We start from the raw sequence: 26,135 nt of genomic DNA on the forward strand, positions 1-26,135 counted from the left end.
CCGGTGATGAGGGCTTTTTTTACAATTGGCATTATTTTATCCGTTGTTCTTGCAATCAGACCTCAGATGCAGCTCAGGCTGCACGATCACGCATAGTTTTGGGCTGCGCCACATCTTTGAAGGCGCTGGCGACGCTGATCACATCCGCAGTCGACAGGTTGTGGTGGTTTGGCAGGTAGATCCCGTAGTCATGGATCATATCCGCATTTGGCAAAACCTGACGCCCATAGTGCCGGATCCAGAATGGATGGCGAGCGATGTTGCCGCAGATGAGCGGCCGGCATTCAATCTGCTGCGCTCTCAAATGCTCAAACACGTCCATTCTATTTTCAACCAGCGTGCCATAGGCAAAAGAGGACAGTAGATCAGTCTCGCTATCCTGTGCATAAAACCCGTGCAATTCTTCGGCATAGGTGTCGAAATTGCGTGCCCGTACGCGGCAGATATCGTCAAGCTTCAGGATCTGCTGTCGCCCGATGAATGCCTGCAGGTCGGTTGAGCGCAAGTTGAAGCCGGCGTAATAAAAAGTATAAAGATTGCGGAAATCGTCAATATTGTGGTCCTGCTGCAGTTGATCCCGCAGCGTTGGGTTCAGATCCCGGCTCCAGCCGTGGGAGCGAAGCGACAACATGACCTGATGCAACTCACTGTCGTCGGTCACCACCATCCCACCCTCGATCGTTGAGATATGGTGGCCATAATAGAATGAAAAACTACCCGCAGCACCATGGCAGCCGAGTTTGCGTCCACCGCTGACCGAGCCAAGCGCTTCGCAGCTGTCTTCCAGCAACAACACATCGTAACGGTCACAAATGTCTTGGATCGCTTTCATGTGATTGGCATGACCCAACACATGCACAAGGATCAGCATCGCAGGGGCCTCATCCTTGCAGAGCTGTTCCAAATGCTCCAGATCCAGACCAAGGTTCACCGGATCACAGTCACAGAGCCTGACATCGAACCCGAACTGAATGAGCGGCGACACGGTTGTCACCCAGCTAACCGCAGGAGCAATCACCTTAGTGTTCCGCAGCCGCCCTGCCTCACGGGCAGCATATATCATCAACAGATTTGCTGAAGAGCCGGAGTTAACGAATACTGCATGTTTGGATCCCATCCAGGCCGCAAACTCTTCCTCAAATGCGACGGTTTCCTCGGCCTTTGTCAGGCGGTTACCAGCCATCATCCAATCTGCCGTCTGCTGCAGTTCACGCCGCGAGATCGTGTCCTGTGCAAGCGTGATCGGGCGGGGAGGTTGGAAATTCTTCATGCCTGTGCCCCCCTCACAGCCTGCATCGCTTTCAGTTCGACATAGTAGTGGCGCACCTCATTGTAGGCAGCGGCGATATTGGCTGCTTTTTGTTTGTCAGTCAGGGCGTCGATCGTGATCGACCCTTCGTGGGCGCGAAAACTTGCGAGAGGTTCTTTGACAAATCCCACCTTGGGATAGCGCAGCATGGACAACAGCGAGGCAAAGATGTCAGGACCCACACCATGGTATTCACTGTTCTGCAACGGAAGGCGCCCCTGATAGAGCGCATCAATCAGCACTTGACGCCGGAACAGCGCCGCGCCCGGCGAGATGAGAGAGCCAACAATGTTCTCCTCCGCTAGCCGGTTGTCGAAGATACCTGTCTCCGGCAGCCATTCCAAAAACTGCACCATCATCTGTTTGCCGGTTTTGTCGTCAATGACTTCCGCGCCGGTAAAGGCGAACCCAACATCATCCTTGAGGACAGACGCGCATTTTTCGATGAAGGTAGGCGCAATCCAATCATCATCATACTGCAGATGGACAAACTCTCCGGTCGCATGCAGTACGCCTTCCAGCCAGCAAAAATGCGGGCCAAAGTCTTTCTCCCGGCGGATGTAAGTGATTTTGGCACCATACTCTGCAGCGATCTGGGCAGTATGATCCGTCGACCCGTGGTCAGACACAATCACCTCGCATGGCATCGTCTGGTTAAGTGCGCTCTCGATAGCTTTGGGAAGCATATCCGCACGGTTAAATGTCGGGATTACGATAGAAATTGTCTTAGTCATAGCGTTCTCCAAGGATCGCACGTAGGCGTGTCACATCAGCCTCAAGCGTATCGTTTTGGCCCACGGGCCGAATATTCAGCGGAAAGGGAGCGATTGATTGTGCAAAGTCGGCCACAGTCACGGCGTGCCCAGAAGCGACATTGACCGGACCTTCGGCATTTGAGAGCGCAAGTTTAGTGATCAATCGTGCTGCATCGGATGCAGGAAGAAAATCACGACGGCTGAGAGCTCCGTACAACTCAAAAGGGGTCTCTGGCGCATGGGTAGCAAAGCGCTGCTCGAGAGTCGGTCGCAAGTAGCTTCCGATTTGATCCGGATCGTGGATTGAAAACAATCGTGCGATGCAAAGTGAGCGACCGGTCACCGCACAAATTTGCTGCGCAGCCTGCTCTGACATGAGCTTTGTTTGACCATAAAGTGACACCGGCTCTGTTGCGTCGGTCTCTCGAAGCGGAGTCTCCTTGCTTGCGTAGACGTGACTGGACGAACACAAAAGCATCCGTGCCGCGCTGCCATCAAGCGCCGCGAGAAGGTTAATCGTCCCTCCGGCATTCACTGCAAAAGCAGCACCCGGGTTGGCTTGAACAGACTTGACTGGCACCATTGCGGCGAGATGAACCACCAGATCGATTGGGCCAGCTTCCTCAATAGCCTGCGAAATTTCACCCGGATTGGTAAGATCGGCGGTATTGCGCAACACCTCGGCGTCAGGTGCAAGCGCCTCCAGTGCCCTCAGAGCGTGGCGGCCCACAATGCCCCCGCTTCCGGTTAAAAATACACGTCTTAACATGTTACTGCATTGACGCCATTTGTGGCGCGCACTGTGCCCCAAGACCCATGGCGCGGAATTGGGCGGCCAGCTTGTCACTGGCTTGTTCAATCCTGTTACGTGGTCCGGCTTCTGGAGCGACAGCTTCCGGATTCAGCCCCGGCCATTTTGAATAGTCTCCCGAGAGAACAAAATTCGCGAAGGAAATCAAACTGATACCATGCGCGCGCAGGTGATCGTTATCCTTATGAGGCCGAAATTCAGCTTGCGATCCCTCTTCTGAGTAGTACCGCCCAATGATCATAGGGATGCGAGTGAACTTGCAGTTTTTGTCGGCCAGCATTTGCCAAAAGATCGAGTCTCCGATCGATTTGATCGGTGATTGATTGCCGAAATAGCTTGGATACCACTGCCCCACCTGCTCCAAGTTCCAAAGTGTCGCCGGCCCATATGTTCCCCGCTCCGCCGTGCCGCTGCCGAGCCGTAGATTTGCCTGCTTTCTTGGTGGCCAGTCGGCGGAGAAACCCGTCTCCCAGAGATCCTCCACACCGAATTTCTGCTCCAAGTGACTCTCATCGAAATTGACCAGCCACTCACCACCAACCAGTGTTGAGTTGGTGGCGTCAGCCGTTGCAACCAAAGTTTGGACAGCATTGGTCGCCAGGCGATCATCCATATTGAGATTCATGATGTATCTTGTGTGCGAAAGCGCGGTTGCCGCCGACCAAGCCTCGTAGATCGTTAGAGGTTCATCGAAGCTATACCATGGGGCTTCCAGCCAGTCCGGTGCCTGGTCTCCATTGTCGAAAATATAGCATGGGTCTACCGGTATCGACTGAGCCTTTAGGTTGGCCCAATGGGAGCGCAATAGCTCCAATTTGTTCGGCTGCTTATGCCAGACAGCACAAAAAACCGTCACCAGGGGGCGATTAGGCGCATTTGGGTCAGGTGCATTAAATGAATGAAATTTCATGTGACCGGTTCTCCAGCAAGATACGCACGGTGTTGTGCACGTACATCTGCAAGAATAGGTCTAGAAGATATAAATTTGAGTTAAGTTGCCATCTCACTGGCAACTTTTTGTATGCTCAGTCGGGGGCCCGACCGTAGGAACTGTCCACTGCTTGTTCAGATGCATCGAATGAGCTCCGCCGCAATGAAAGCAGATATGGATGCAATGCAGGCCAACCGCAGACGGAATCCAACGGCGAAGGCGTCATTTTGCCCTGACCAGCGCGCTGGACACCGGACATGCGACGAGTTCCAACCACTGCTCCAAGTAGGAAAGTTCGGCCGTTTGGCCTTCTGGAACGGCTACGGTAAAAATTCTAAGAAACCAAACTCGCTTCGCCGCGTTATCCAATTATGATACTCATGTTTATCGGCTTAATCAGTCTCTTCTTGGTTTTTTCAGACTTTTTGCTGACTACGGTTGCAATTACGGATCGCAAGCTACCGTCCCGTTGGGTTGCCCAAGCGGCTTGGAGCCTGATGAAACGCCTTCTGCCTATCAACGCTTTCAGTCGTATCGCGGTGGGGCCTATAGTTATGGCCTCTATTGCCGTGTTCTGGGTTATCGGTACTGCTCTGGCTTGGTTTCTCATATTTCAAGGTTCTGAGAGGTCGGTGGTCCTCTCAGATACCAGACAACCTGCGGGCCTATTACTGGATCTAGGATATGTCGGCGAAGCACTGTCCACACTTGGGGGAGGGAATACCAAGCCGGGATCAGCAGGTTGGGAACTGGTAACCGTTCTCGTGGGTGTAAATGGCATGATTGTGCTCACACTCTCTGTAAGTTTTGTCTTGAACACCACGCAAACAGTCGCAGCGGGGCGTGCATTTTTGACACATTTGGCCGCACGACAGGAGCTTGGGGGCGAGCTCACCACCGAGCTGAAACACCTCGCAGATCTAGTATCCAGCCTGAACAGTGTGCCACACGCATTATACTACTCCACCCCGGCCCCTCAGCTACGCCTGCCCGAAGGGCTGTTGCGGTTCACCGCGGACTGGCTTGAGCACAAGGGAAATTTGAAGGGGGTACGTACCGTACTCAGGGATCTTCCGAACTTCACTGACCAGCCAACATCCAGTGATGACGTGTTCTTGAAAAGGCTTGCGGAATGGTCCTCTGGTTTTGAGTTCAAGCGGCCCAATTGACATCGATCCAATAGGTCACATGTGATAGCTGCCAGCGAGACATCCTAGGTAGGTTCGACTTGGTCTGCCGCCATGGCCTAGTAGATATCCACACAGACCAAGGGCCAATAAGACGGCAGCCTACCTGCCGTGCGTGCAGCCATCCTGTCTAAGGCTTCTCCCATTCTGATAGGCAAAATCCGGCGATTGAAGCCGCGCTAGCCGCATCGATGCTTCCCGAAGCCTTCGACCTGAGCCGGAAAACATCTATCAAAACCACTCAAACAACCTTCCTTATCCTGCACATTTTCAACCCGAGGCATATTTTTTTGGAACAAAAGCAGTCCTGAGATTGTTCGGTCATTGAAGCAAACAGAAAGGGAATGTCATATGCCTCGCCTCACCTCTTTTGCTCTTATTGCCGGTATGGTTGCAGCGCCTGCTGTTGCGGAAACAATGATGGATACTGATAATCTGATCCGCACACGCGATATCACTGGCGGAGATATCTACACTCTGAATGGCCCCATGGACGAAGATACTTGGGGTAATTGGGAGGCCGAAGGTGTCGGCCCAGACTGGAATGATATCGGCGAAATCGAAGATATTGTCTTGGACCGCGGTGGAAAGATGATTGGTGTCGTGGCTGAAGTTGGCGGCTTCCTAGATATCGGCGACAAACATGTGCTGATCCCTGTCGAAGACATTCGCCTGACACCAGTGGATGACAAGAACTATGTCATCGTGACGCGCAAGACCGAAGAGCAGCTCGAAGAGATGGAATCGGTTGATGAGGGCTGGTGGGATTAACCAGCTTCAGCAAACGTAAGCGTAGCGAAGGGGTTGTTGTAGCCCCTTCCATGCAGCAGGAAGAGCCAAGCTCCTCGATGGTTGCTACCCGGCGTGATCAGACGGCGAATCGATATGAACAACCAGACCAAATCATCAACATTCGAAGCCGAACCTACGCTGGTGATCGTGCTTGGGTGGTACTCCATAGTCGGCTGCCTAGTATTCGCTCTCTCCATCCTCGTGGCGGACTTTGTTGTCCCCAACCATGACTGGATTGCTGACACGATCAGCGATCTGGGTGCCGGCGAATTTGAGTACATCGTCGATATCGGCATCTATGCATTCTCAGGTTCGCTCATTTCCATAGCATTGTTGGCTGCACATATTCATATGGGTGGACAAGGCTGGAGCTTCGGAATCATCGGCCTAGCCCTTCTAGGACTGATCGTCTTTCTGGTTGGGGCTCGTAATGAATACGGCGACAGCGACAGTGATGGCGTGGTGATCCATATTTATCTCGTCTACGCGCTGGGATTGCTCATGGCGATCATTCCTTGGCTGATGTCCGACGGGGCAACTTGTGCGGGTCGTCATTATGGTAAATTTTTAGTCGGCATTTCGGTAGTGTGGGCGTTCTCTGCACCGGTCTTTTTTTTCCTCCCCGATGGAATTGATGGCGTTTACGAACGCTATCTCGGACTTATTGCCTTCGCTTTTGTGTTCGTGCTCGCGAGCTTATTCATCCGGTGCGGTGAAAGGCTCAATACCTAGGCTGAGAGCTGTCTGCCTGATGGGCTTCTAAATTTTCAGACCACGAGACAAGCGGCGGGCGGTCTTCTGCAAGCCAATATTGTAGCATCGGCTGATTGGAACAATTCAGTAGATTGAACGTTATTGGCGTAAATGGAGGTCAGGCCATTCTGGCGCTTCATCCTTAACCCTAAAAAGGTCATTTGTTATGCGCCCTATGTCTGTTGTACTTCGGCCGCTTGTGGAGATTAGACCGCATGAATTCGTGAACGCGGATCACTCTGCCAGTATTGCGCGGTCCATTCGAACTGACCAAGCGATCTGGCGACCCTTAATCATCGCGCGGCGCTGTCGGACATTGCTGGATGGCCATCACCGGTACACCGCACTGAATGCTCTGGGCGCTGACCTAGCCCCATGTGTCGAGGTCGACTACGACGATCCGGCAGAAGTCGAAGTGACGGCTTGGCGGCCGGATGAATTGGTTACACCTGAAATGGTGCGCTCGGCTGCGGCCCGAGGCGAGATGATGCCACCAAAAACTTCGAGACACCTACTCAAGTTCTCAATCCCCTCCATCCGTGTCCCGCTCAGTGATCTCCTGCGCGGCGCCTCCACCAGACCGGGCAGCACCGGTCGTCTTTGCGTATAGGTGATATCGTGAACATTGAGACAAATATTGCCCCTGCACACACATCAGTCCCTCGTGTCGCCGACAATCTTCTGGATCTTATTGGCCAGACTCCATTGGTGCGTCTACATCATTATCTAGACAAGGCATCGGTCAACTTGTTTGCCAAGTTGGAGGCGTTGAACCCAGGTGGAAGTGCGAAGGACCGACCCGCCCGTCACATGATTGAGCGCGCCCTCGCCGATGGACGCCTCTCACCAGGTGATACGGTTGTGGAATCTTCTTCCGGGAATATGGGCATCGGCCTAGCGCAAGCCTGCGCTCTACACCACCTGAAGTTCATCTGCGTGGTAGACCCAAATGCACAGGCACAAAATATCGACATAATTCGCGCTTTGGGAGGACAGATCGAGCTGGTCGACCAAGCGCTAGACGGTGATTTTCTTGCTGCTCGCTTAGAGCGGGTGAGCGTGCTGCTCGAAGAGTCCGCTGACCGGTTCTGGCCAAATCAATATGCAAACCTCGACAACCCCGCTTCGCACGAAACCGGGACCGTAGCAGAAATTGATGCCGCATTTTCTGGGCAGGTCGATTACCTTTTTGTCGCCTGCTCCAGCACAGGCACAGCGCGGGGCTGCCGGGACTTTCTGCGCGCAAAGGGGCGCAGGACCAAAGTTGTCGCCGTTGACGCCGAAGGCAGCACATTGTTTGACGGCACGGCTGGACCGAGAAAAATATCCGGCATGGGCGCGGGGCGCCTGCCCGAGCTGGCACAAGGACAAAGTTTCGATGGCCTAGTTCGCGTATCCGACCTCACGTGCGTGGCTGGCTGCCGTCGAGCCGTTAAGCACGAGGGCATCCTGGTCGGCGGATCAGGGGGGGGCGTACTCGAAGCTGTGCGCAGCATGCAGGACGAACTATCCGGCAAGACCGCTGTGGCAATCCTTCATGATTCAGGCTCGCGGTACTTGAGTACTGTTTTCGACGACGATTGGGTCGCACGGGAGCTGGGCGCATCCGGGGACGAGGTTCGCGCCTTGGCTGGTCTGCAATGAACTTCCACATAGGTCAGGCGCATCGAGAAATCGCCATCGTCGGTTGCGGCCCCAAAGGGCTTTATGCATTGGACTCATTGTCCGAAGCAGCCCGTAAAACGCCATCGCACAGTTTCGATGTCCATGTTTTCGAAGAGTCTCCCAACCCGGGCGCGGGTCCAATTTACGATCCGGGGCAGCCGAATGTACTGCTGATGAATTTTCCGGCCGGTAAGATCGACGCCTGGACCGGCGGACGGGGGCCGGACTTGCAGGTATGGCTAATGAGCCAGGGCAAGAAGGTGGCTGCGGAGGAATACGTTCCGCGCGCGGTGGTTGGCCAATACCTCACATGGTGCTTTGGCCAAGTGGTCGCGAACGCACCGCCTAACCTCCAGATCTCGATACACCCCGTCAGGGTCCACGACGTAAGACAGTTCCAGGCCCGGTGGATGATCTCACCCGGTAGCATCGTCGTTGACGAGCTGCTAATTTGCACTGGCCACCAGGATTGGTGCCGGACGCGTCGGCCCCATCTTAGCGAGGAGATTCCCTCTCCGTTTCCCGTAGATCTGGCGTTGACCAATGCGCGCATACCGCCAGGCACCTCCGTAGCCTGTAAGGGGTTCGCTCTAACGTTCCTCGACACGATGCTGGCACTCACCGAAGGGCGCGGCGGTTCCTTCGCGCCCTTGGAGCAGGGCTACGTCTATCACTCGTCTGGCCTTGAGCCGCAGTTGATCGCACCGTTCAGCCGCACCGGACGCCCGATGCGGGCCAAGGTCGATGTTGATCGGTTCGCACGCCCCCAAGGTGAGGCCTATTGGGAGACACAGCTAGACGCGTTCGAAGCATTTCTTTCGGAAAAATCTAGCGCTACTTTCACTAGTGATATTTGGCCCTCGATACGGCAGATGGCTGAGCGAACGATCAATAGCGCGCCTGGCACTGCGGCGGCGGTCTTCACCCACTGGCAGGGGTCCGTATTCGACCCGGAACGGTGCCGAGATGAATTGCGCACGGGCTTCGAGATTGCGCTCGGTATCCGCCCACCGGACGTCTTGTGGGCCTTAGGCGAGACTTGGCGGCGATGCTATCCCCACCTCGTTGCGTGGATAAACCACCATGATCTACCGGAGACGGACGCAGCCCTATTCCGTACTGTCGCGACCGAGATGGAACGGCTGGCCTTCGGTCCGCCTGCCCAGAATATCGGCAAACTGATCTGTCTCGAACGAACCGGGTTGGTGAGCTTAAACCACCTCGATGGCGGTATGGCTGCGGATGTCACAGTTGACGCGACGATCCCGCCCGCTGGAAGTGCAGCCTTGTCACAGCCCCTGAACGGCCTGATGCGCGACGGTCATTTGAGCGTGGGGGCATTGCAGGGCATTGTCGTAAATGGCCGAGCGCAGGCGCTGGTGAACGGTGCCGCAACACCGGGATTGTCGATCATCGGGCGCGCGACTGAAGGCAGTGTATTGGGCAACGACACCCTATCGCGCGCGCTGCACGATTTGCCGGAGCGGTGGGCAGCCAATGTCGTTCATGCAGCCCGTGCGGGCCGAGAGACAAGTCTGGAGCAAACGGCATGAACCCGCGGCAGTCCCTATTTGATCATTGCCGAGGTGTTGTCCCCCTCCGCCCGCGGCTGGAGGACTGGATGGTCGATTTGATTGCTGATCCGCCCCGCTTGCACGCGCTAATCGAGGAATTTGGCGCACCATTGAATATCCAGTCGGTTGAGCCTTTCAGTCGGCACATCGCAGCGCTGACCGGCTGTGTCGCTGATTTTGATCTGCCTTTCATGCCGATGTTCGCTCGTAAGGCCAACAAGTGCCTGACCTATGTCCAATCGGCTCGGGATCAGGGCATCGGCATCGACACGGCAAGCCATGCAGAGGTTGAACAATGTCTTGCGCAAGGGGTTCCCGGTCACAGGATCGTTTGCACGGCGGCGGTAAAGGACCGGGCACTGATGGCGCTTTGTGTTGCTGGCGGCGTGACCATCGTGCTCGACAATTACGACGAGTTAGCATTGCTGGAAGAGGTTTCTCAGGGCGGCGACCGGACGATTTCGGTCGGGTTGCGGCTGAACGGGTTTTCATGCGGTGGTAGGGCGATCTACTCGCGTTTCGGCTTCACGTTGAGCGAGATTCCTGGGATTGTGGCGCGGCTGGAACGGTCCGCCGCGCTCAGACTGGACGGGCTGCATTTCCACCTCAACGGATACAGTGCTGAGGAGCGTATCGCAGCAATATCACAGACACTGCCCATGGTGGCGGATATTCGGGGCGACTGTAGTCGCGATTTCTTCCTCGACATCGGGGGCGGCATCCCGATGAACTACCTCGCCGATCCCCGCCAATGGGACGTTTGGCTGGCTGAGCTGGACAAGGCACTAGCCGGAGAACGTGACCCGATTACGCAACACAATGACAACCTTGGGCGAAAACGGGGACCCGATGGCGCTCCCGGCACAGTGGACAGTTATCCGGTGGCTCAGTCTCTGGTTCAAACCGACTGGATGCGACAGATCCTGCAAGCCCCCGATGGGGACCGCACAATCGCTAGGCGGCTGCGCGATGCCCACGTAACCTTGCGGTGCGAGCCGGGCCGGTCTCTGCTGGACGGGTGCGGCATGACCGTGGCGCGAGTAGCCTTCCGAAAGACAGACAGTGCAGGTGAATCGGTTATTGGGGTGCAGATGAACCGCACCCAGTCGCGATCGGGCTTTTCCGAATTTGCACTCGACCCCTTGATGGTTCCCGGAAAGGGGCCGCGTGGCGATGCGGTCGCGGGCTATCTGGCTGGGACCTACTGCACGGAAAGCGAATGGCTGACCCGGCGCAAGATGGCATTCCCCCATGGTGTTGGGGTCGGTGACCTGATGGTTTTCCCTAACACCGCAGGCTACCTCATGCATTTTCTGGAAAGTCGTTCACACCAGTTTCCACTGGCCCGAAACATCTTCTTGCGATCGGACCCCGACGCGTCGGCCAGGCTCGACGGGATAGACCAAGGCGGACACGATCACCCAACAGGCTGATAGCTATGTCATTATAGGGAAGGAGACCAAGCATGAAAAAACTCAATTTGGATAAAGGTGGCGCACCGCGTCAGGAAGCGGATGCACGCGAGGGAACCATCACGACGGCACAAGGCACACCCATCTCCGACGATCAGAATTCCCTAACAGCCGGACCGCGTGGACCGGTACTGCTGGAAGATCAGATCATGCGCGAAAAAATCTTCCACTTCGACCATGAACGGATTCCCGAACGTGTCGTCCATGCGCGCGGATATGGCGTACACGGCCACTTCGAACTGACGAGGGCGATCCCGGAGTTCTCCTGTGCCGATATTTTTCAGCGCGAAGGAGAGAAGACACCTGTTTTCACCCGTTTTTCCACCGTTGCGGGCAGCAAGGGATCGCCGGACGTCGCACGCGATGTGCGCGGTTTTGCGGTGAAGTTCTACACCAACGAGGGCAACTGGGACTTGGTGGGCAACAACATGCCGGTCTTCTTCATCCAAGACGCGATGAAATTTCCGGACCTGGTCCATTCGGTTAAACCCGCGCCCGATCGCGCCTTCCCCCAAGCTCAAAGCGCGCATGACAATTTCTGGGACTTCATCTCACTATCGCCCGAGGCCGTCCATATGACCCTTTGGACGATGTCGGACCGCGCCATTCCTCGCTCCCTGCGGTTCATGGAAGGGTTCGGTGTACACACCTTCCGGCTGGTCAATAGCGAGGGCAAATCCCATTTCGTGAAATTTCACTGGAAACCAAAGCAAGGCCTGCAATCCGTGGTTTGGAACGAAGCATTGAAGATCAACGGCGCCGACCCGGATTTTCACCGCCGCGATATGTGGAATGCCATCGACGCCGGGGATTACCCGCAATGGGACTTGGGCATCCAGGTCTTCGATGATGAATTCGCGGATGAGTTCGAGTTCGATATTCTCGACGCCACCAAGCTCATACCTGAGGAGCAGGTGCCGGTGCAGATTATCGGCACCATGACGCTGGATAACAACGTCGATAATTTCTTTGCTGAAACCGAGCAGGTAGCATTCTGTACCCAAAACATCGTCCGCGGCATCGACTTCACCGATGATCCACTTCTTCAGGGGCGCAACTTCTCCTACCTTGATACGCAAACCAAGCGTCTGGGCGGGCCGAATTTCACCCATATACCGATCAACGCACCGAAATGTCCCGTTCACCATTTCCAGCAGGACGGCCACATGGCGATGCGCAATCCCAAGGGCCGGGCGAATTATGAGCCGAACAGCTGGGATGAGGATGGCGGGCCTCGCGAAAATCCCGAAATCGGGTTCGCCAGTTATTCTGAGCGGGTGCAGGGCGGCAAGCAACGCACGCGCTCCGAGACATTTGCCGACCACTACAGCCAAGCTCGGCAGTTCTGGATCAGCCAGACAGCCACTGAACAGAACCACATTGCTGCGGCCTATACCTTCGAGTTGTCGAAGTGCCAGCATGAAAGGATCAGGCTTCGAATGCTAAGCCATCTGATGAACGTGCACGATGATCTGGCAGAATCCGTGGCCAAGGGTCTGGGCGTCTCTGACCTGCCCGACGCGGCAAAACCAGCGCGCAAGCCTATCACCGATCTGCCCGCTTCGGACGCTCTGAGCATTCTCAAAAACGGCCCCGAGAGCTTCGCCGGCCGCAAACTGGGCCTATTTATCACGGACGGCGCCGATGCCGGTTTGGTCAATGAGATCGAGGCCGAATTCACCCGCGCGGGCGCGATGGTGGCCATCGTCGCACCGCAGATTTTCGGTGCAAAACTGTCCGACGGCACGACAAAGCCCGCAGACGAGAAAATCGATGGAGGCCCTTCAGTTCTGTTCGATGCGGTTGCGCTGGTGTTTTCAGAGGGAGCCGGCAGCGAAATGGCAAACAACAAACCATCACAGGATTTTCTCAGCGATGCGTTTGCACATGCAAAGTTCATCGCGTGGACCGATGCAGCCATGCCGTTGATCGAAACTGTGGGTCTCTCTGACAAGATCGATGACGGCATGATGAAGATCGATGGCGAAAATGTTGGTGATTTTCTGAGAGCCTGCGAAAAGCTGCGTTTCTGGGAAAGGAAGATGTTCTGACCGCAACATCATGATGCACTACTGGCTGAAGGGTGGCCGCATCCATGGGCGCGCGAGAGTGTATCGCGTGCCCATACTCTGAGCGCCACGGGCAGAACCCGTTGAACTCCAGTACCCTTCAGCACAATCGGCACCTTCACCGATTTCATCAGGCGGAGAACTTCGGCGGCCCGAGCAAGCCACCGTGGAAGACATAAAGCAGAAGCTGCACACCGGCCATGGTCTGTCCAGCTGCAAGTGCAGAGACTGGATCCTGTCTCGGTAGGCTGCTGCTGAAACACATTCACAAAAACCATGGCGGCGTGTCGGATGGATACACTTGCGCTGCCGCAAAACGCTTGCAGATCCAAAAGCGGCCCTTCCGTTATGCTGGACCCAAGTTGCACACAGACTTATCCGCAATCAGGCAGCAATGAAGCGCTATCTTTGACATCCAGTGTTGAGCTGTCATAGCAAAGCCCCTGATCGGAAGAGATGAAAACTCCGGCCAACGGCATATCATCCGACATTGAATGCCGCGAAACCTATCCCGTCCCGTCGCACGCCCGCCGGATAGCCCGCTATCGCGGAGCAATTTGCTGCACGATATCCAGGCACTTGAGGCTTCGTGGGGATATGGCGTCCACGTCCCAGAGTTGCGAGAGAGTTCCCTCACTCAAAAGAGTGATTTTTGACCGTTTTGCTGACTAAAGCCAGAATGGCAGTCAGATCGTTTTTTTTGACACCACCTAAGGCCAAGCGCAACGCTTGCGGTACTGCCACCGTAGTTGCAAAGGGCTCCGCGCCCGACACCGATATGCCAGCATTCCTCAATCGACTAACTATCGGTTCGGCCCGCATGTTTTTCGCCAAGGGCAGCCATGCAAACCCTGCATTAGGATGCGCGATAATTGGCAAGTCTGTTAGAGCGGCGCGGCAAAGCTGCTGTCGTTCTGCGCCATCCTGTCTGCGGGTTTCTTCGGATGCTCCTAGGGTCCCGTCTTCAATCCAACCTGTGACTAACCCAGAGATGAGCGCCGGAGCGTTCCATGTGGTCGCTCGAATGGCTTCAACGAGGCGGCAGATTTTACCCGCTGGTGCGATCACATATCCCAAACGCAGCCCTGTTGCGATGCTTTTCGAAAAACCGCCGATGTAAACTGTTCGCTCAGGGGCTAGAGCCAGAAAGGTGGGCGGCGGGTCGTTCTCCAGAAACGCATATGCGGCGTCTTCTATGATAATGAGATCATGCTTTCTGGCGATGTGGATCAGAGCAAGGCGGGTGGCCTCTCCCATTACCGCCCCCAGTGGGTTGTGAACGGTTGGCATCAAATAGACTGCCCGAATTTGACCGCTACGGCACTTCCGATCGAGATCGTCCGGAACCATGGCACCCTCCACACCATCAACTGAAACAAGGTCCAGCCCCTGCAAAGCAGCGACAGATTTGAAGCCAGGATAAGTCAAAGTGTCCGTCGCAACAGCATCACCGTGCCGCAACAATCCAAGTGCGGTAATCGCCAGCCCATGTTGACCACCGGAAGTGACCAATAGGCGTTCTGGATCAACAGAACCAAGTGATTGGTTTAGGTTGTTCGCGATAATTCGTCGCTCATGGCTGCGACCCCCATGGGGCTGATATCGCAACATCGCCTCAAGGTCGCCCGCCGTTGCCAATTTGCGAAGCCCGGCGCGCAGCACATCTGCATCCCCGGCATCACTTGGCATGTTGAACACGAGGTCGATCAAGCCATCGGTCGCGGTCTGGTGAACCCCCAACGCCATTGGCAACCCGTCATCCCGCACAAATGTCCCACGCCCTGCCTCACCGACGACAAGGCCCCGTCGCTCAAGCTCCCCATAAACACGAGTGGCCGTCGCAAGTGCAATCTCAAACTGATCGGCAAATGCACGGTGCGTCGGCAGCCTGGACCCAGGTGTCAATTTCCCGGACTGGATCGCGCGCGCAATTGTGTCAGCGAGTTGGATATATCGAGCTTTGGGCATCAGATTACCGCATCTATGACAATTTAAAAATTGTCATAATAATCACGTTTCTTCGTCAAGGGTTCAAGCTCATTTTTCAGGCGCCCTGATCACAGCCTAAGTCCCTGCTTCATTTCTTGCGTTTGGTCGTTTTTACTGTGGCCTTTGCTGTAAACTTGCAAGCTCCTCTCTACGGCGTCTACGCCACTGAAAGTGGCTTTGGAGCAGTGGCTGCGACAATCGCATTTTCGGCCTATGTTGGAGGACTTACGCCAACGCTTTGCTGTTGGGAGGTCTGTTTGACAGAAGCGGACGGCGGATCCCGATTGGGTTGGCGTTAGTGCACACTACGACGACGACAATTGTCTTTGTTTCGTGGAAACGAAAGACAGCGATCCCTGCAAGAATTTCCAACGTAGACGAGTGCCGACGGAGATATGACAGCAGGTGATGCTGGCCTCATCAAGAGGGCCACATTTGGCTGCCGAAACTATCGCAGTAAGTGGTTTCCCAGGGCGCAACTGGATCTAAATACGCGGTCTTGTCGTCGGCGGCTTTGATCCCCCGGACGGCTCGGCGATGCGCTCATGATCATTGTCAGACCGACTGTATGCTGGCACGCCGCGTAGAGTGGATCTGTCCATGGTCCTTTTGTCCAGTGCCGTGCAACCTCGCTTGCGGCAATCAAAAAGAGAGACAGAGCGATGGAGAACGTCGCATTCTACACTTGGTGCAAAAGACCCGCCGATCCGCATGCCCATATCCACACCATTGCAACCAGCCATCGCATCTCGTCGTCTAGCTTCTCAAGTTGTTGCTGAAAGAAGCAGATGTTTCAGCAGGAAGTGAAAACCTCTCTGAAACTCCGGCATTTCGGTCGTAGCAGACGTTGGCAATGGGAGAACTGATCTCAAGACCTTCTTTGGCCTCTGCAGAGTTAAAAACAGCCCAGACAGTACCGAAGATTCGGATGATGCTGAATTCAGTCAAACCAGGCTTGATAAGCGCATCACAAAAGGCGTTGGCGTCTGCTTTTGTGTAGTCAGATAACCGTTTGCCGCCGCATAGGCCGATCACATAGACCAAGGAACGATGCGCTGCCCTCTCAAACGCCTTTGGACGTCCGCGCCCCTTGAGGCGGACATATGTCAACACTCCCTCGGAAAGCGTTAGAACGTCAGGTGTGACTACTTTAAGAACCGGTGGAACCTAGACGCGATAGAACGTGGCATAGCAAATGCTCCCCAGGCAACTCAGCATCTTAAGATCTGAGGTGGTACCAATACACATCCAACTTCACAGATGCGCTGTTAGCCCTAGCCAATGCAACGGCACGTGATCGGGTTCTCAGAGAGCAGGAATAATGTGACCTGAGATCCTTAGGAACGCGCCGATTGAAGTAAAAGATACCCTCTTTGAGGGAGAGGTACTTAGCGGATATGTTCTCCAAAATGCTCTACGCCTCGCTTTGCCATATGCAAAAGCGGATGTAAAATAATAGGTTAGACCGGATAAATGGTGCCCGGGGGCGGAATCGAACCACCGACACGAGGATTTTCAATCCACTGCTCTACCCCTGAGCTACCCGGGCACGGGAAGGCTGTTCGCCTTGGGTGTGGGCCTTCTATGACGTGTGCATGACCGTGTCCAGAGGCTTTTTCAAAGAAATTCGCTAATGTTTCATTTCGCGGGAATTTGCGGCTTCTTCCAGAGCGTTTTCAATGTCTTCCGGGTCCGTGCTCGGGGTTGCGTAAGCGCCGTTCAGCCACTTCGCAAGATCAATGTCAGCACAGCGGCGCGAACAGAACGGGCGGTAGTCCTTTTGGGTTTCCTCTGCGCAAATCGGGCAGCTCACGCCAAGACCTCCTTCAGCGGGATGCGGCCACGTTTCCGCTGCAACTCAAAGTGGCCAAGCGTGGTCCAGCCCACCAGTACCGTGTCTTCGCTATCGCTGCGGAAGCTGGCCCGCAGGGCCGTTTCAAAGGCGCGGCGATCCTTCTTGGGCATGGGCGCGGGATCGATCACAATCTGCCCCCCTAGCCCGCGCAGGCGCAGGGCCCGGGCGAGGGATTTGGCGCAGGCCATGTTCGCCTTCACCCCAGCGGCCAGCGAGGTGTCCGCGCCAGTGTTCACATCCACTGCAACCAGGGCGCGGGTCTGTTCGATAAACAAAAACGCGCCGCCGCTGAGAGGTTCGCGAATACCCCGCACTGTCTCAAGAGCATCTAGCACGCCCAGACGTTCAAATCCGCCAGCCTCGCGCTCAATATCTGCCGGATCGGTCCAGTCACGCCACGCCAACAGGTGTGGTGTATCGCCCTCTGCCAGGACCTCTGGCCCGCTACCAGCATCCTCAAGCACTTGGGACGCCAGCGACACCATGGCGAGAATGTCTTCTTCGATATCGGTGCTGTCAGCGCCATCGCAAGCCGACCGCAGGATCAGGCCATAACCGCTGCCGCCTATCGCGTCATGAGCAATTTCCAACAAGCGATCGCGCTCCTCCTCGTCACGGATCGAGCGGGAGATATTGAGCCCGGGTGCCTCGGGTGTGACGATGGCGTAACGGCTTTTGAACAGCAACTTTTGAGAAACAGGCAGTGCTTTGCCCGCCTCTGCATAGCCCGTCAGCTGGACCAGCAACTCCTGTCCGGGCGCCAGACCTTTGACTTGGCGTAAAAAGGCAGGACCATCCGGCGTTGTCAGGAACATGCCTCCCTGCCCCTTGACGGGTCGATCAGCCCGGGCACGGTAGATCGTGCCGGGGGTCGGCGCATCGCTGTCGATCAGCAAATCCTCAAGCTGGCCATCCACCATGAGTGCGGCGGCTTCGCGGCCGTCGATGTGGTCGAGAATGATTGTACGGCCCTTCATGCGGCGGCCTCCTTGTTTGGTGTCCAGCCCGCCCCGCGCAACAGGGCAGCAGTTTCGGCCAATGGCAGGCCGACAATTCCCGTAAAAGATCCATTGATCCAAGGGATAAGCGCCCCCGCAGGTCCCTGAATGGCATAGGCACCCGCCTTGCCCTGCCAGTCCCCGGTCGCCAGGTAGCCGTTCAGCTCTTCATCCGAGAGCCGCTTCATCTTCACAGCACTCACCACATCGCGGGACCAAATTCGATCCCCCCGTCGTACGGCGACAGATGTGATCACCTGATGACGGCGGCCGGACAGGGCCAACAGAAATTGGGCGGCCTCTGCAGCATCTTCCGGCTTTCCGAGGATCCGACGCCCAAGGGCGACAGTTGTGTCGGCACAAAGGATCACATCCTCTGCAGCGGCAGAAATAGCCTCAGCTTTCTGGCGGGCAATGCGAGCGCAATAAAGACGCGGCAATTCCCTCGGCTTTGGCGTTTCGTCGATGTCCGGCGGGCAGACCGTATCCGGGGTGATTCCCAATTGGGCCAGTAGCTCCAGCCTGCGCGGACTGCCCGATCCAAGAATGAATGCCATGTCTGGCCCTTTTTGTCCTATGGCGCAGCGGGGCTGCACTTAATGTTGGCTTTGGCCCAGTCATATCCGGTTCATCAAGGCTGAAAAACCCCAACTGGTGATCGCAGTGGGTGCGTTCAAATGACACTTGGTCGATTGCAGGCGCCCCAAAACAAAAGCCCGGCTAAGGCCGGGCTTTTGTTACTTGATGGATACCAGCGCTTATTTGAAGCGATAGTTGATCCGTCCTTTGGTCAGATCGTATGGTGTCATCTCGACCTGTACCTTGTCGCCAGCCAGAACGCGGATGCGGTTTTTGCGCATCTTGCCTGCCGTATGTGCGATGATCTCATGGCCGTTTTCCAGCTCGACCCGAAACGTCGCATTGGGCAGGAGTTCCTTCACGACACCGGGAAATTCGAGCGTATCTTCCTTGGCCATGTTATCTCCATAATGATGGTTTCCCGCGAGTCTGCGGGACGTGCGCTTAAATGAGCGCTTTTTCCCTGATTTTCAAGGGCGCAATCACCGCAGCGGACATATTGTGACTGTTTTCCCCGGTTCGGACCTTTCATCCCAATGGGTTCGGTTGCGTACGACACCGTTGCGGCGCACCTCGGCGATTGCTTTGAGGTCGACATCAGCATAGGTCCAGCCCGGTTTGTTCAGCACCCCTTCGGCCAACACGCCGGTGGCCGGGAATCCTGTGTCAGGGGGGCCGAATATGCCGCCCATGCCAGTGTTCTGGTCCACTGCTTCGGACCAGTCAGCAGGGCCGACGATGGATGACATGACTGAAACACACTGGTTTTCAAGCGCGCGGGCCATGGCGCCAATGCGCACCCGCCAGTAGCCCGCCAGCGCCTCCGTGCAGGACGGCACCAGTAGCAGATCCACATCTGCAAGCGCGCGGCCCAGCAGAGGAAACTCACTGTCGTAGCAAATTAGGATACCGATCTTTCCCAGTTCGGTGTCAAATACCTTGAGCGCATCTCCACCGGTCACATCCCAGGGGTCGCGTTCGAACATGGTCATGATCTGTTTGTCCTGAACTCCCTTGTGTCCATTCGGCGCATAAAGGGTCGCGCGGTTGACAGGACGTATGCCGCCATCAAAAACCGGCGCAGATGCACCAAGGATATGCACATTGAATTCAGCCGCGAGACGCAAGTGCAGTGCATCAACATCCGGTATGCGCCGGGAGACCGCATGCAAGGATCGCTCCAGATCGCTCGCCACCGCTGCGCCGTCCAAAGTTGACAGTTCCATCGCGCCATATTCGGGAAATACCAGAAGATCTGCGCCCTTCCCTGCGGCCTCCTGCACCCATCGGGCGATCTTTGCCTCATAAGCGGACCAGTCATCGAACCAATCAAGGGGATAGGCAGCGGCAGCAATTTTCATCAAAGGGTCCTATTCATTGGTGTCAGGTCAAACGGCGAGACCAAAACTGAAGCGGTTTTCGGGTCTCGTCCACCTCTCCCACATCCAGCCAGGAGAAACCGGCGACCACGCCGGGCATGGGTTCATAACCGCGCTTGCGCCAGAAATCATCCAGAGCGCGATAGTTCTGCGGTTTGGCCGGATGGTCAGCCGGTCGCTGCACGCTGCAAAATGCCGAAACTGCATAGCCAAGCTCCCTGGCATGCGCCTCCCGCAGGTCAAAGAAACGATGCCCTAAGCCCATTCCGCGATACTCCTGCAAAAGAACAGATTCGGCGCAATAAAAGACGTCCTTCAGCGCCAGACCGGTCCCTTCGAAAGCGGCTGCAAAATCCTCGGCATGATCAACGAGAGGCGCGCCGGTCGAGGCACCAATCAACCGCTCCCCGTCCCAAGCGCCGACCACCACAGACTGGTCACTGTCCAGATAGCTTTGAAGATAGCTGCGTTCATAAGCCAGATCCCCATCGTAGAGATAGGGCCAATCCCGGAATACAGCGATCCGCAGGCGGGCGACGTCGTCCATCGCCTGCGCCAGCGCTGCGCCGCGCAGGCTCTGCAGACGCAACCCCATCAGGCTGAGACCTGTGCCATCCAATCCGCAAGGTTATAGTAGGTCATCACACGCGTGATCTTGCCATCTTCCAGATCAAAGAACGACCCGGCAGGCAGGCGATAGGTTTGCTGATGCGCCTCCGGTAGCCCTGCGTCTGTTTCAAGATAGGTGCCGTTCACGACATACTCAGCGGCCGCGCGTGTGCCATCTTCGTTGGCGAACACCACCATGTCGGTGAGGGATTCATCATAGCAGCGGCTCATGTGGTTGCAGAACTCCGCAAACAGCGCCTTGCCGATGCGGATCTTGCCCTCATTCACATGGTGGGCCACGTCGTCCGACAGGCACTCAAGCATGGCATCGGTGTCTTTTGCATTGAAGGCCTCAAAATAGCGGATGACGGTGCTGTTCATTTTATCTCCAACGGGTTGCCCCAGCGCTCTGTCAGGCGCTGGATAATCTGGGATCGGGTTTGCCTGTAACTGTCTAGCTTGGCATCCCGGGTTTCCCCCAGTCCAGTTGGGTCCATAATTGGCCAATATTCGACATCAAGGTGGAAAAACCGCGTCAGTTCCAGCGCCCGGCGCTGACTGGCGGGGGACAGCGCCACCACCAGGTCGAAGGAGGACAGGTCATCGCCCCACTGTTCCATCTCGTCGAAGGACCGTGACCGATGGCGCGAAAGTTCCACACCGATCTCCTGACAGACCGCGATGCAGAAGCCGTCAATCTCCATGTCGTTCTTGACGCCGACTGACTGCACATAGGTGCCGGAGCCATAAAACTGTTTCATAATCCCCTCTGCCATCGGGGATCTGACCGCGTTGTGGTCACAGCAGAACAGGATCGACTGCGGCAACTCGCTCACGCTTCAGCCTCCAAAATGCAATACGCAAATCAGGGTGAAGAGACGGCGCGCCGTGTCGGTATCAATTTCCGCCTTGCCCTCCAGCCGCTCCTGCAAGACACGGCTGCCTTCGTTGTGAATACCCCGACGGGCCATGTCGATGGTTTCGATCTGACTGGGCGGCAAAGTTTTGACAGCCGTGAAGTAGCTCTCGCAGATCTGGTAGTAGTCTTTGACCACCTGACGGAACGGCGACAGGGACAGGTGGAATTCCGCCGCCTTTTCGCCAGCCTCGGAGGCAACATCAAAGACCAGCCGTTTGTCGCGGATGGCAAGCCCCAGATGGTAGGGCCCCTCAGGCGCTGCTCGCTCACCACGCGCCGGTAGCGCAAAACTGTTGTCCTCGATCAGGTCGAAAATCGCGACCCGACGCTCCTGCTCAATTTCAGGCGTCGGCGGCGGCAGGTTGCGGTCATCAAGGTCGATTTGGCTGATGCGGCTCATGGGTCAGGTCTCTGTGCGCAGATTATGTAGATAACTGACTAGCCGATGGTCGGTGCCACGGCAATCCGCAGGGCACAGTTGTGCCGTAACGATGTGCCAGCGCCACCATCCATACGCACGGGCAGCCAGCAGCCTGCCTCCCCTCACTCCTGCTCCCTGTGCTCAGCGGTTCAGCCGATCCAGGCGCGCCCGGATTGACAGGCCATGCGCTTCCAGGCTTTCACTTTTGGCCAGCGTTTCGGCCGCCGGGCCGATTGCGCGCAACGCTTCCGGGGTCATTTCGCTCAACGTGGTGCGCTTCAGGAAATCCATCACCGACAGGCCGGACGAGAACCGCGCCGATCTGGCGGTTGGCAGCACATGGTTCGGCCCGCCGATATAATCCCCGATCGCTTCGGGTGTGTACGGACCAAGGAAAATCGCGCCGGCGTGAATGGTTTTCTCACTGAGCGCACGAGCGTCTGCAACGCAGAGCTCCAGGTGTTCCGGGGCGATGCGATTGGACAGCTGTGCTGCCACATCCAGATCAGGCACAGCGATCACCGCGCCGTAGTCCCGCCAGCTGGGGCCGGCGATGGCGGAGCGGTCCAGTGTCTGCAGACGCGCCTCTACCGCATCCGCCACAGACCGGCCAAATGCCTCGTCATCCGTAATCAGGATCGATTGCGCACTTTCATCGTGCTCTGCCTGGCTGAGAAGATCGAGCGCAATCCAGTCGGGATCGTTGTCCTTATCCGCGATGACCAGAATTTCTGACGGGCCAGCAATCATATCGATGCCGACCTTGCCAAAAACCCGCCGCTTCGCTGCCGCGACAAACGCATTGCCGGGGCCGGTGATCTTGTCGACTGGAGCGATAGTCTCAGTTCCATAGGCGAGGGCCGCTACTGCCTGCGCGCCGCCGACACGGTAGATTTCATCGACACCGGACAGGCGGGCCGCCAGCAATACCAGCGGGTTTATCTGTCCATCCGGCGTGGGAACCACCACTGCCAGTCGTTCGACACCCGCCACTTTCGCCGGAACTGCATTCATCAGGACCGACGACGGATAGCTCGCCAGACCACCCGGCACATAAAGACCAGCCGCCGACACTGCCGACCAGCGCCACCCGAGTGAAGCCCCGGCGTCGTCCTGCCATTCGGCGTTCTGAGGCATCTGCCGCACATGATAGGCGCGGATACGCTCCACCGCCAGCTCCAGCGCGGCGCGTTCCTCAACCGATACGTCCTCAATCGCGGCATCAATCTCAGCGTCCGAAATGCGCAGTTGATCCGCGGTCAACGGCAAACGGTCGAATTTCGCGGTCAGCTCAATCAGCGCCGCATCGCCACGGGTTCGCACATCCGCGATGATGTCGGCAACCACCGCATCCACATCGGGGCTGTCTTCGCGTTTTGCCCCCAGAAGGGTTGCAAACGCCTGATCAAAATCAGCATCGGACGCGTTCAGAAAAACGGGCATTATGGCTCTCCTTTGAGCCTGCAATATAGTCCCCTGCCCGCAGTCTCAAGATGGTTGCACATATTGACGTCAGTCGAGCGCTTGCCGCGCAAGCGACGGGATTGCATCTGCCGCCAGAGCATTATCCAACGGGCATAGCATCAGCACATCGTTTCTCGGCTGGCCCTCCACGACAACAGAGCGCGGGCGCAGGCCAAACGGACGGAACCCTGCGTCTTCATAAAGCCTCCGCGCCGCATGGTTTTCCTGATCCACGCATAACTCCACCTGCTTCAGCCCCCGCGCGCGGGCCTGATCCAGGACCCGTGTCAAAAGGGCTTTGGCCACCCCCCGACGCTGATAGGCCGCTGAGATGTAGAAGGGGCCAAGATCCGCTGTATGCGACAGGCGCGACAGTCCGCCCTGACGCAAAACCGCAAAGCCCACCAATTGATCGCCAAGAAACGCGCCCCAGTAGGCGCCGCTCTCAAGCCCGTTGATCAGGCTCGCATCCGGGATGCCATCCGCCTCTTCTGCAGTCATCAAGAACGAGGCCGGAAAGGCGGTCAGCCCTTCACGCCACAGGGCACGAAGATCGGCAAGATCAGCGCCCACCAGCTGGCGCAGGATCATGTCTCGTGCCGAGGAGCCTGCCCGGACGGCGCCTGATAGGGACGTGTTACATCGCGCAGGGTGACCTCAACCGCCTCAACGGCAAGCCGGATGGCCCCATCACCGGCAAGGGTCAGAACAATATGCCCGTCGCCATCAGACCCCGGCTCAAAACTCAGCGACAGCAACGACAGAATCAAGTCGCGCTCCTTCCGATCAACGCCCTGCGAGGCCACCGACAACACCTGATCGACGACCAGCAAACTTTGCACCCGTTCATAAGGGCGACCACGCTTTTCGGCAGAATCTTTATCTTCCCAGCGGAACCGGTTCAACAGCAACGCAAAGCGCCGCTCAGCAGGTCGCCAGCTGATCTCCGTCACCGGAAACACAGCATCCTGCGCGAGCGCGGCAATAATCTCCAAATCCTCAGCGCCAAGCGCGCCAAGGTTCAGCGGCGCCTCGCGCCCGTCGTCGAAGGTTGCATCTGACATTACTGCTCCTGGATCCGTTCAATCTTGGCACCGACCGAGGACAGCTTGCGCACCACATGTTCGTACCCACGATCCAGATGATAGACACGGCTAACGGTTGTCTCACCTTCAGCCGCAAGACCTGCAAGAATCAAGGAGACCGAGGCCCGCAGATCGGTCGCCATCACCGGAGCACCTTTCAGTTTTTCGACGCCCGTTACCGTGGCATGACCACCCTGAACGTCAATCTGTGCGCCCATACGTATCAGTTCCGGTGCATGCATGAACCGGTTTTCAAAGATCTTTTCTTCCAGGACACTGGTCCCTTCAGCGGTACACATCAGCGCCATCATCTGTGCCTGCAAATCGGTCGGAAAACCGGGGAAGGGTTCAGTCACGACATCTACCGCTTTTACCCGGTTGTCACCGCGGCGTACCGTCAGGCTGTTTTCATTCTCGGCAATTTCAACCCCAGCCGCCTCCAGCTTGTCGCAGAAGGCTTCGATCAGCGATCGTTTGCCGCCCAGCAGCTCCACCTCGCCACCGCAAATAGCTGGCGCCAGCATATAGGTCCCCAATTCGATCCGGTCGGTGACAACCGGATGCGTGGCACCATGCAGGCGATCTACACCTTGGATCGTAATGGTGGATGTGCCCTCACCTTCGATCTGCGCGCCCATTTTACGCAGGCACTGTGCCAGGTCGACAATCTCCGGCTCACGCGCCGCGTTGTTGATAACAGTCGTTCCCTTGGCCAATGTCGCGGCCATCAGAGCATTCTCAGTGGCGCCGACGGAGACCAGCGGGAAGTCAATGACCCCGCCCTTCAATCCGCCCAGAGGCGCCTTGGCATGAACATAGCCATCCTTCAGATCCAACTGCGCCCCAAGCGCCTCAAGCGCCTTCAGATGCAGATCCACCGGTCGCGCACCGATGGCGCAGCCGCCGGGCAACGAGACAACAGCGTGACCATCACGCGCCAGCATCGGGCCCAGCACGAGGATCGACGCCCGCATCTTCCGCACGATATCGTAGTCGGCGGTGTGATTGTTGATGTCATGGCTCGACATGGCCAGCACTTGGCCATCCTGCAGTGTTGAAACCTCGGCCCCCAGTGACTGCAACAGCGTTGTCATGGTGCGAATGTCAGACAGCCGCGGTGCGTTTGTCAGTGTCAGCGGCTCCTCGCTCAGCATCGTTGCCGGCATAAGCGTCAGGCAGGCGTTTTTTGCACCCGCGATAGGGATCTGCCCTTTCAGGGGGCCATTCCCCGTCACCAAAATCGAATCCATCTGCCCTTACTCCTTAGAACTGCCTGTTGTGGGGTCGTCTGCCGGACCGCCGCTTCCGTCATCTTTGACCGCACGCGCCTTTGCCTGGGCCTTGCGACGGCCCATATTCGCCTTCAATGCGGCCTTCAACCGATCTTCACGCGTTGACGCTGACCCGCCATGTTTTGCTGTTTTCTTCTCTGCCATAGATCTTCTGTACCGGAGTGTGAAAAAACCGTCCAGAATGCTCTTGCGCCCCAGTTCGTTTATGCCTAAAAGCCCCCTCACCG

Annotated in this window: 28 protein-coding genes and 1 tRNA gene; 7 read left to right on the forward strand and 22 right to left on the reverse strand. The window is 56.7% G+C overall.

Translation table 11 applies throughout. The features are described 5' to 3' along the window. Positions 1-73: 73 nt before the first annotated feature. The 4 genes from OO25_RS00880 to OO25_RS00895 are packed head-to-tail and all read right to left on the reverse strand — an operon-like array spanning position 74 to position 3,785. Entirely contained in the window at positions 74-1,270 is a 1,197-nt protein-coding gene (locus tag OO25_RS00880; RefSeq protein ID WP_040178035.1) for a DegT/DnrJ/EryC1/StrS aminotransferase family protein, read from the reverse strand. Further along, a complete protein-coding gene (locus OO25_RS00885; protein ID WP_241770562.1) occupies positions 1,267-2,055 on the reverse strand; it encodes a glycosyltransferase family 2 protein in 789 nt (262 codons plus the stop codon). The genes OO25_RS00880 and OO25_RS00885 overlap by 4 nt, the downstream gene beginning before the upstream one ends. After that, on the reverse strand, positions 2,036-2,833 hold the full coding sequence (locus OO25_RS00890; RefSeq protein WP_040178036.1) for an NAD(P)-dependent oxidoreductase: 798 nt from the start codon (positions 2,831-2,833) through the stop codon (positions 2,036-2,038). Before OO25_RS00890 ends, OO25_RS00885 begins: the two co-directional genes overlap by 20 nt. Position 2,834: 1 nt before the next feature. Beyond that, entirely contained in the window at positions 2,835-3,785 is a 951-nt protein-coding gene (locus tag OO25_RS00895) for a glycosyltransferase family A protein (RefSeq protein ID WP_040178038.1), read from the reverse strand. Positions 3,786-4,186: 401 nt separating this feature from the next. Between OO25_RS00895 and OO25_RS00900 the strand changes: the two genes are divergently transcribed. The 7 genes from OO25_RS00900 (at position 4,187) to OO25_RS00930 (ending at position 13,300) form a co-directional block, all read left to right on the forward strand. Beyond that, complete coding sequence (locus OO25_RS00900) at positions 4,187-4,975, forward strand: hypothetical protein (protein ID WP_139044743.1); 789 nt, start codon at positions 4,187-4,189, stop codon at positions 4,973-4,975. Positions 4,976-5,413: 438 nt separating this feature from the next. After that, on the forward strand, positions 5,414-5,764 hold the full coding sequence (locus OO25_RS00905; RefSeq protein WP_369808838.1) for a PRC-barrel domain-containing protein: 351 nt from the start codon (positions 5,414-5,416) through the stop codon (positions 5,762-5,764). A 114-nt stretch (positions 5,765-5,878) separates the two neighbouring features. Next, on the forward strand, positions 5,879-6,517 hold the full coding sequence (locus tag OO25_RS00910; protein WP_040178042.1) for a DUF998 domain-containing protein: 639 nt from the start codon (positions 5,879-5,881) through the stop codon (positions 6,515-6,517). A 639-nt stretch (positions 6,518-7,156) separates the two neighbouring features. Continuing rightward, complete coding sequence (sbnA, locus tag OO25_RS00915; protein WP_040178146.1) at positions 7,157-8,182, forward strand: 2,3-diaminopropionate biosynthesis protein SbnA; 1,026 nt, start codon at positions 7,157-7,159, stop codon at positions 8,180-8,182. After that, the gene (locus OO25_RS00920) at positions 8,179-9,756 is read left to right on the forward strand and encodes an FAD/NAD(P)-binding protein (protein ID WP_040178044.1); all 1,578 of its coding nucleotides are present in this window, start codon (positions 8,179-8,181) and stop codon (positions 9,754-9,756) included. Before sbnA ends, OO25_RS00920 begins: the two co-directional genes overlap by 4 nt. 68 nt (positions 9,757-9,824) lie before the next feature. Next, a complete protein-coding gene (locus OO25_RS00925; RefSeq protein ID WP_242406956.1) occupies positions 9,825-11,210 on the forward strand; it encodes a Y4yA family PLP-dependent enzyme in 1,386 nt (461 codons plus the stop codon). Between the two features lie 32 nt (positions 11,211-11,242). Beyond that, positions 11,243-13,300 (forward strand): catalase, encoded by a 2,058-nt coding sequence (locus OO25_RS00930; protein WP_040178046.1) that lies wholly within the window; start codon positions 11,243-11,245, stop codon positions 13,298-13,300. A 651-nt stretch (positions 13,301-13,951) separates the two neighbouring features. On the opposite strand, the gene OO25_RS00935 is transcribed toward OO25_RS00930, so the two are convergent. From OO25_RS00935 to OO25_RS23165, 18 genes are all read right to left on the reverse strand, one after another. Beyond that, positions 13,952-15,286, reverse strand: a complete 1,335-nt coding sequence (locus OO25_RS00935) for a PLP-dependent aminotransferase family protein (protein ID WP_040178047.1) — start codon at positions 15,284-15,286, stop codon at positions 13,952-13,954. A gap of 777 nt (positions 15,287-16,063) precedes the next feature. Next, positions 16,064-16,417 (reverse strand): hypothetical protein, encoded by a 354-nt coding sequence (locus OO25_RS22725; protein WP_139044744.1) that lies wholly within the window; start codon positions 16,415-16,417, stop codon positions 16,064-16,066. A 109-nt stretch (positions 16,418-16,526) separates the two neighbouring features. Continuing rightward, a complete protein-coding gene (locus tag OO25_RS23410) occupies positions 16,527-16,715 on the reverse strand; it encodes a DUF6538 domain-containing protein (RefSeq protein ID WP_369808839.1) in 189 nt (62 codons plus the stop codon). A 66-nt stretch (positions 16,716-16,781) separates the two neighbouring features. Further along, positions 16,782-16,856 (reverse strand) — tRNA-Phe (locus OO25_RS00940). An 81-nt stretch (positions 16,857-16,937) separates the two neighbouring features. After that, entirely contained in the window at positions 16,938-17,120 is a 183-nt protein-coding gene (locus OO25_RS00945; RefSeq protein ID WP_040178049.1) for a DNA gyrase inhibitor YacG, read from the reverse strand. Then, positions 17,117-18,139, reverse strand: a complete 1,023-nt coding sequence (locus OO25_RS00950) for a ribonuclease E/G (protein ID WP_040178050.1) — start codon at positions 18,137-18,139, stop codon at positions 17,117-17,119. Before OO25_RS00950 ends, OO25_RS00945 begins: the two co-directional genes overlap by 4 nt. After that, a complete protein-coding gene (locus tag OO25_RS00955) occupies positions 18,136-18,717 on the reverse strand; it encodes a nucleoside triphosphate pyrophosphatase (protein WP_040178051.1) in 582 nt (193 codons plus the stop codon). Before OO25_RS00955 ends, OO25_RS00950 begins: the two co-directional genes overlap by 4 nt. Before the next feature lie 201 nt (positions 18,718-18,918). Then, the gene (gene infA, locus OO25_RS00960) at positions 18,919-19,137 is read right to left on the reverse strand and encodes a translation initiation factor IF-1 (protein WP_005978431.1); all 219 of its coding nucleotides are present in this window, start codon (positions 19,135-19,137) and stop codon (positions 18,919-18,921) included. Positions 19,138-19,221: 84 nt separating this feature from the next. Then, positions 19,222-20,100: a carbon-nitrogen hydrolase family protein gene (locus OO25_RS00965; protein WP_040178052.1), complete on the reverse strand. Its 879-nt coding sequence runs from the start codon at positions 20,098-20,100 to the stop codon at positions 19,222-19,224. Between the two features lie 22 nt (positions 20,101-20,122). After that, a complete protein-coding gene (locus tag OO25_RS00970; RefSeq protein WP_040178053.1) occupies positions 20,123-20,713 on the reverse strand; it encodes a GNAT family N-acetyltransferase in 591 nt (196 codons plus the stop codon). After that, positions 20,713-21,108: a ketosteroid isomerase-related protein gene (locus tag OO25_RS00975; RefSeq protein ID WP_040178054.1), complete on the reverse strand. Its 396-nt coding sequence runs from the start codon at positions 21,106-21,108 to the stop codon at positions 20,713-20,715. The genes OO25_RS00970 and OO25_RS00975 overlap by 1 nt, the downstream gene beginning before the upstream one ends. Beyond that, on the reverse strand, positions 21,105-21,563 hold the full coding sequence (locus tag OO25_RS00980) for a low molecular weight phosphatase family protein (protein ID WP_014873302.1): 459 nt from the start codon (positions 21,561-21,563) through the stop codon (positions 21,105-21,107). Before OO25_RS00980 ends, OO25_RS00975 begins: the two co-directional genes overlap by 4 nt. 3 nt (positions 21,564-21,566) lie before the next feature. After that, positions 21,567-22,046 (reverse strand): UPF0262 family protein, encoded by a 480-nt coding sequence (locus OO25_RS00985; RefSeq protein ID WP_024095680.1) that lies wholly within the window; start codon positions 22,044-22,046, stop codon positions 21,567-21,569. Positions 22,047-22,208: 162 nt separating this feature from the next. Further along, positions 22,209-23,510 (reverse strand): histidinol dehydrogenase, encoded by a 1,302-nt coding sequence (hisD, locus tag OO25_RS00990; protein ID WP_040178055.1) that lies wholly within the window; start codon positions 23,508-23,510, stop codon positions 22,209-22,211. 69 nt (positions 23,511-23,579) lie between these two features. Continuing rightward, entirely contained in the window at positions 23,580-24,122 is a 543-nt protein-coding gene (locus tag OO25_RS00995) for a GNAT family N-acetyltransferase (RefSeq protein WP_040178056.1), read from the reverse strand. Next, positions 24,119-24,595 carry a DUF2948 family protein gene (locus OO25_RS01000; RefSeq protein ID WP_040178057.1) on the reverse strand — a complete coding sequence of 159 codons (477 nt, stop codon included), beginning with the start codon at positions 24,593-24,595 and terminating at the stop codon, positions 24,119-24,121. Before OO25_RS01000 ends, OO25_RS00995 begins: the two co-directional genes overlap by 4 nt. After that, positions 24,595-25,866 carry a UDP-N-acetylglucosamine 1-carboxyvinyltransferase gene (gene murA, locus OO25_RS01005; RefSeq protein WP_040178058.1) on the reverse strand — a complete coding sequence of 424 codons (1,272 nt, stop codon included), beginning with the start codon at positions 25,864-25,866 and terminating at the stop codon, positions 24,595-24,597. Before murA ends, OO25_RS01000 begins: the two co-directional genes overlap by 1 nt. 6 nt (positions 25,867-25,872) lie before the next feature. Next, a complete protein-coding gene (locus tag OO25_RS23165) occupies positions 25,873-26,052 on the reverse strand; it encodes a hypothetical protein (RefSeq protein ID WP_040178059.1) in 180 nt (59 codons plus the stop codon). Positions 26,053-26,135 lie beyond the last annotated feature (83 nt).

Origin of the sequence: Phaeobacter sp. S60 (genome assembly GCF_000826845.1) — a bacterium.
GTDB classification, from domain to species: domain Bacteria; phylum Pseudomonadota; class Alphaproteobacteria; order Rhodobacterales; family Rhodobacteraceae; genus Phaeobacter; species Phaeobacter piscinae.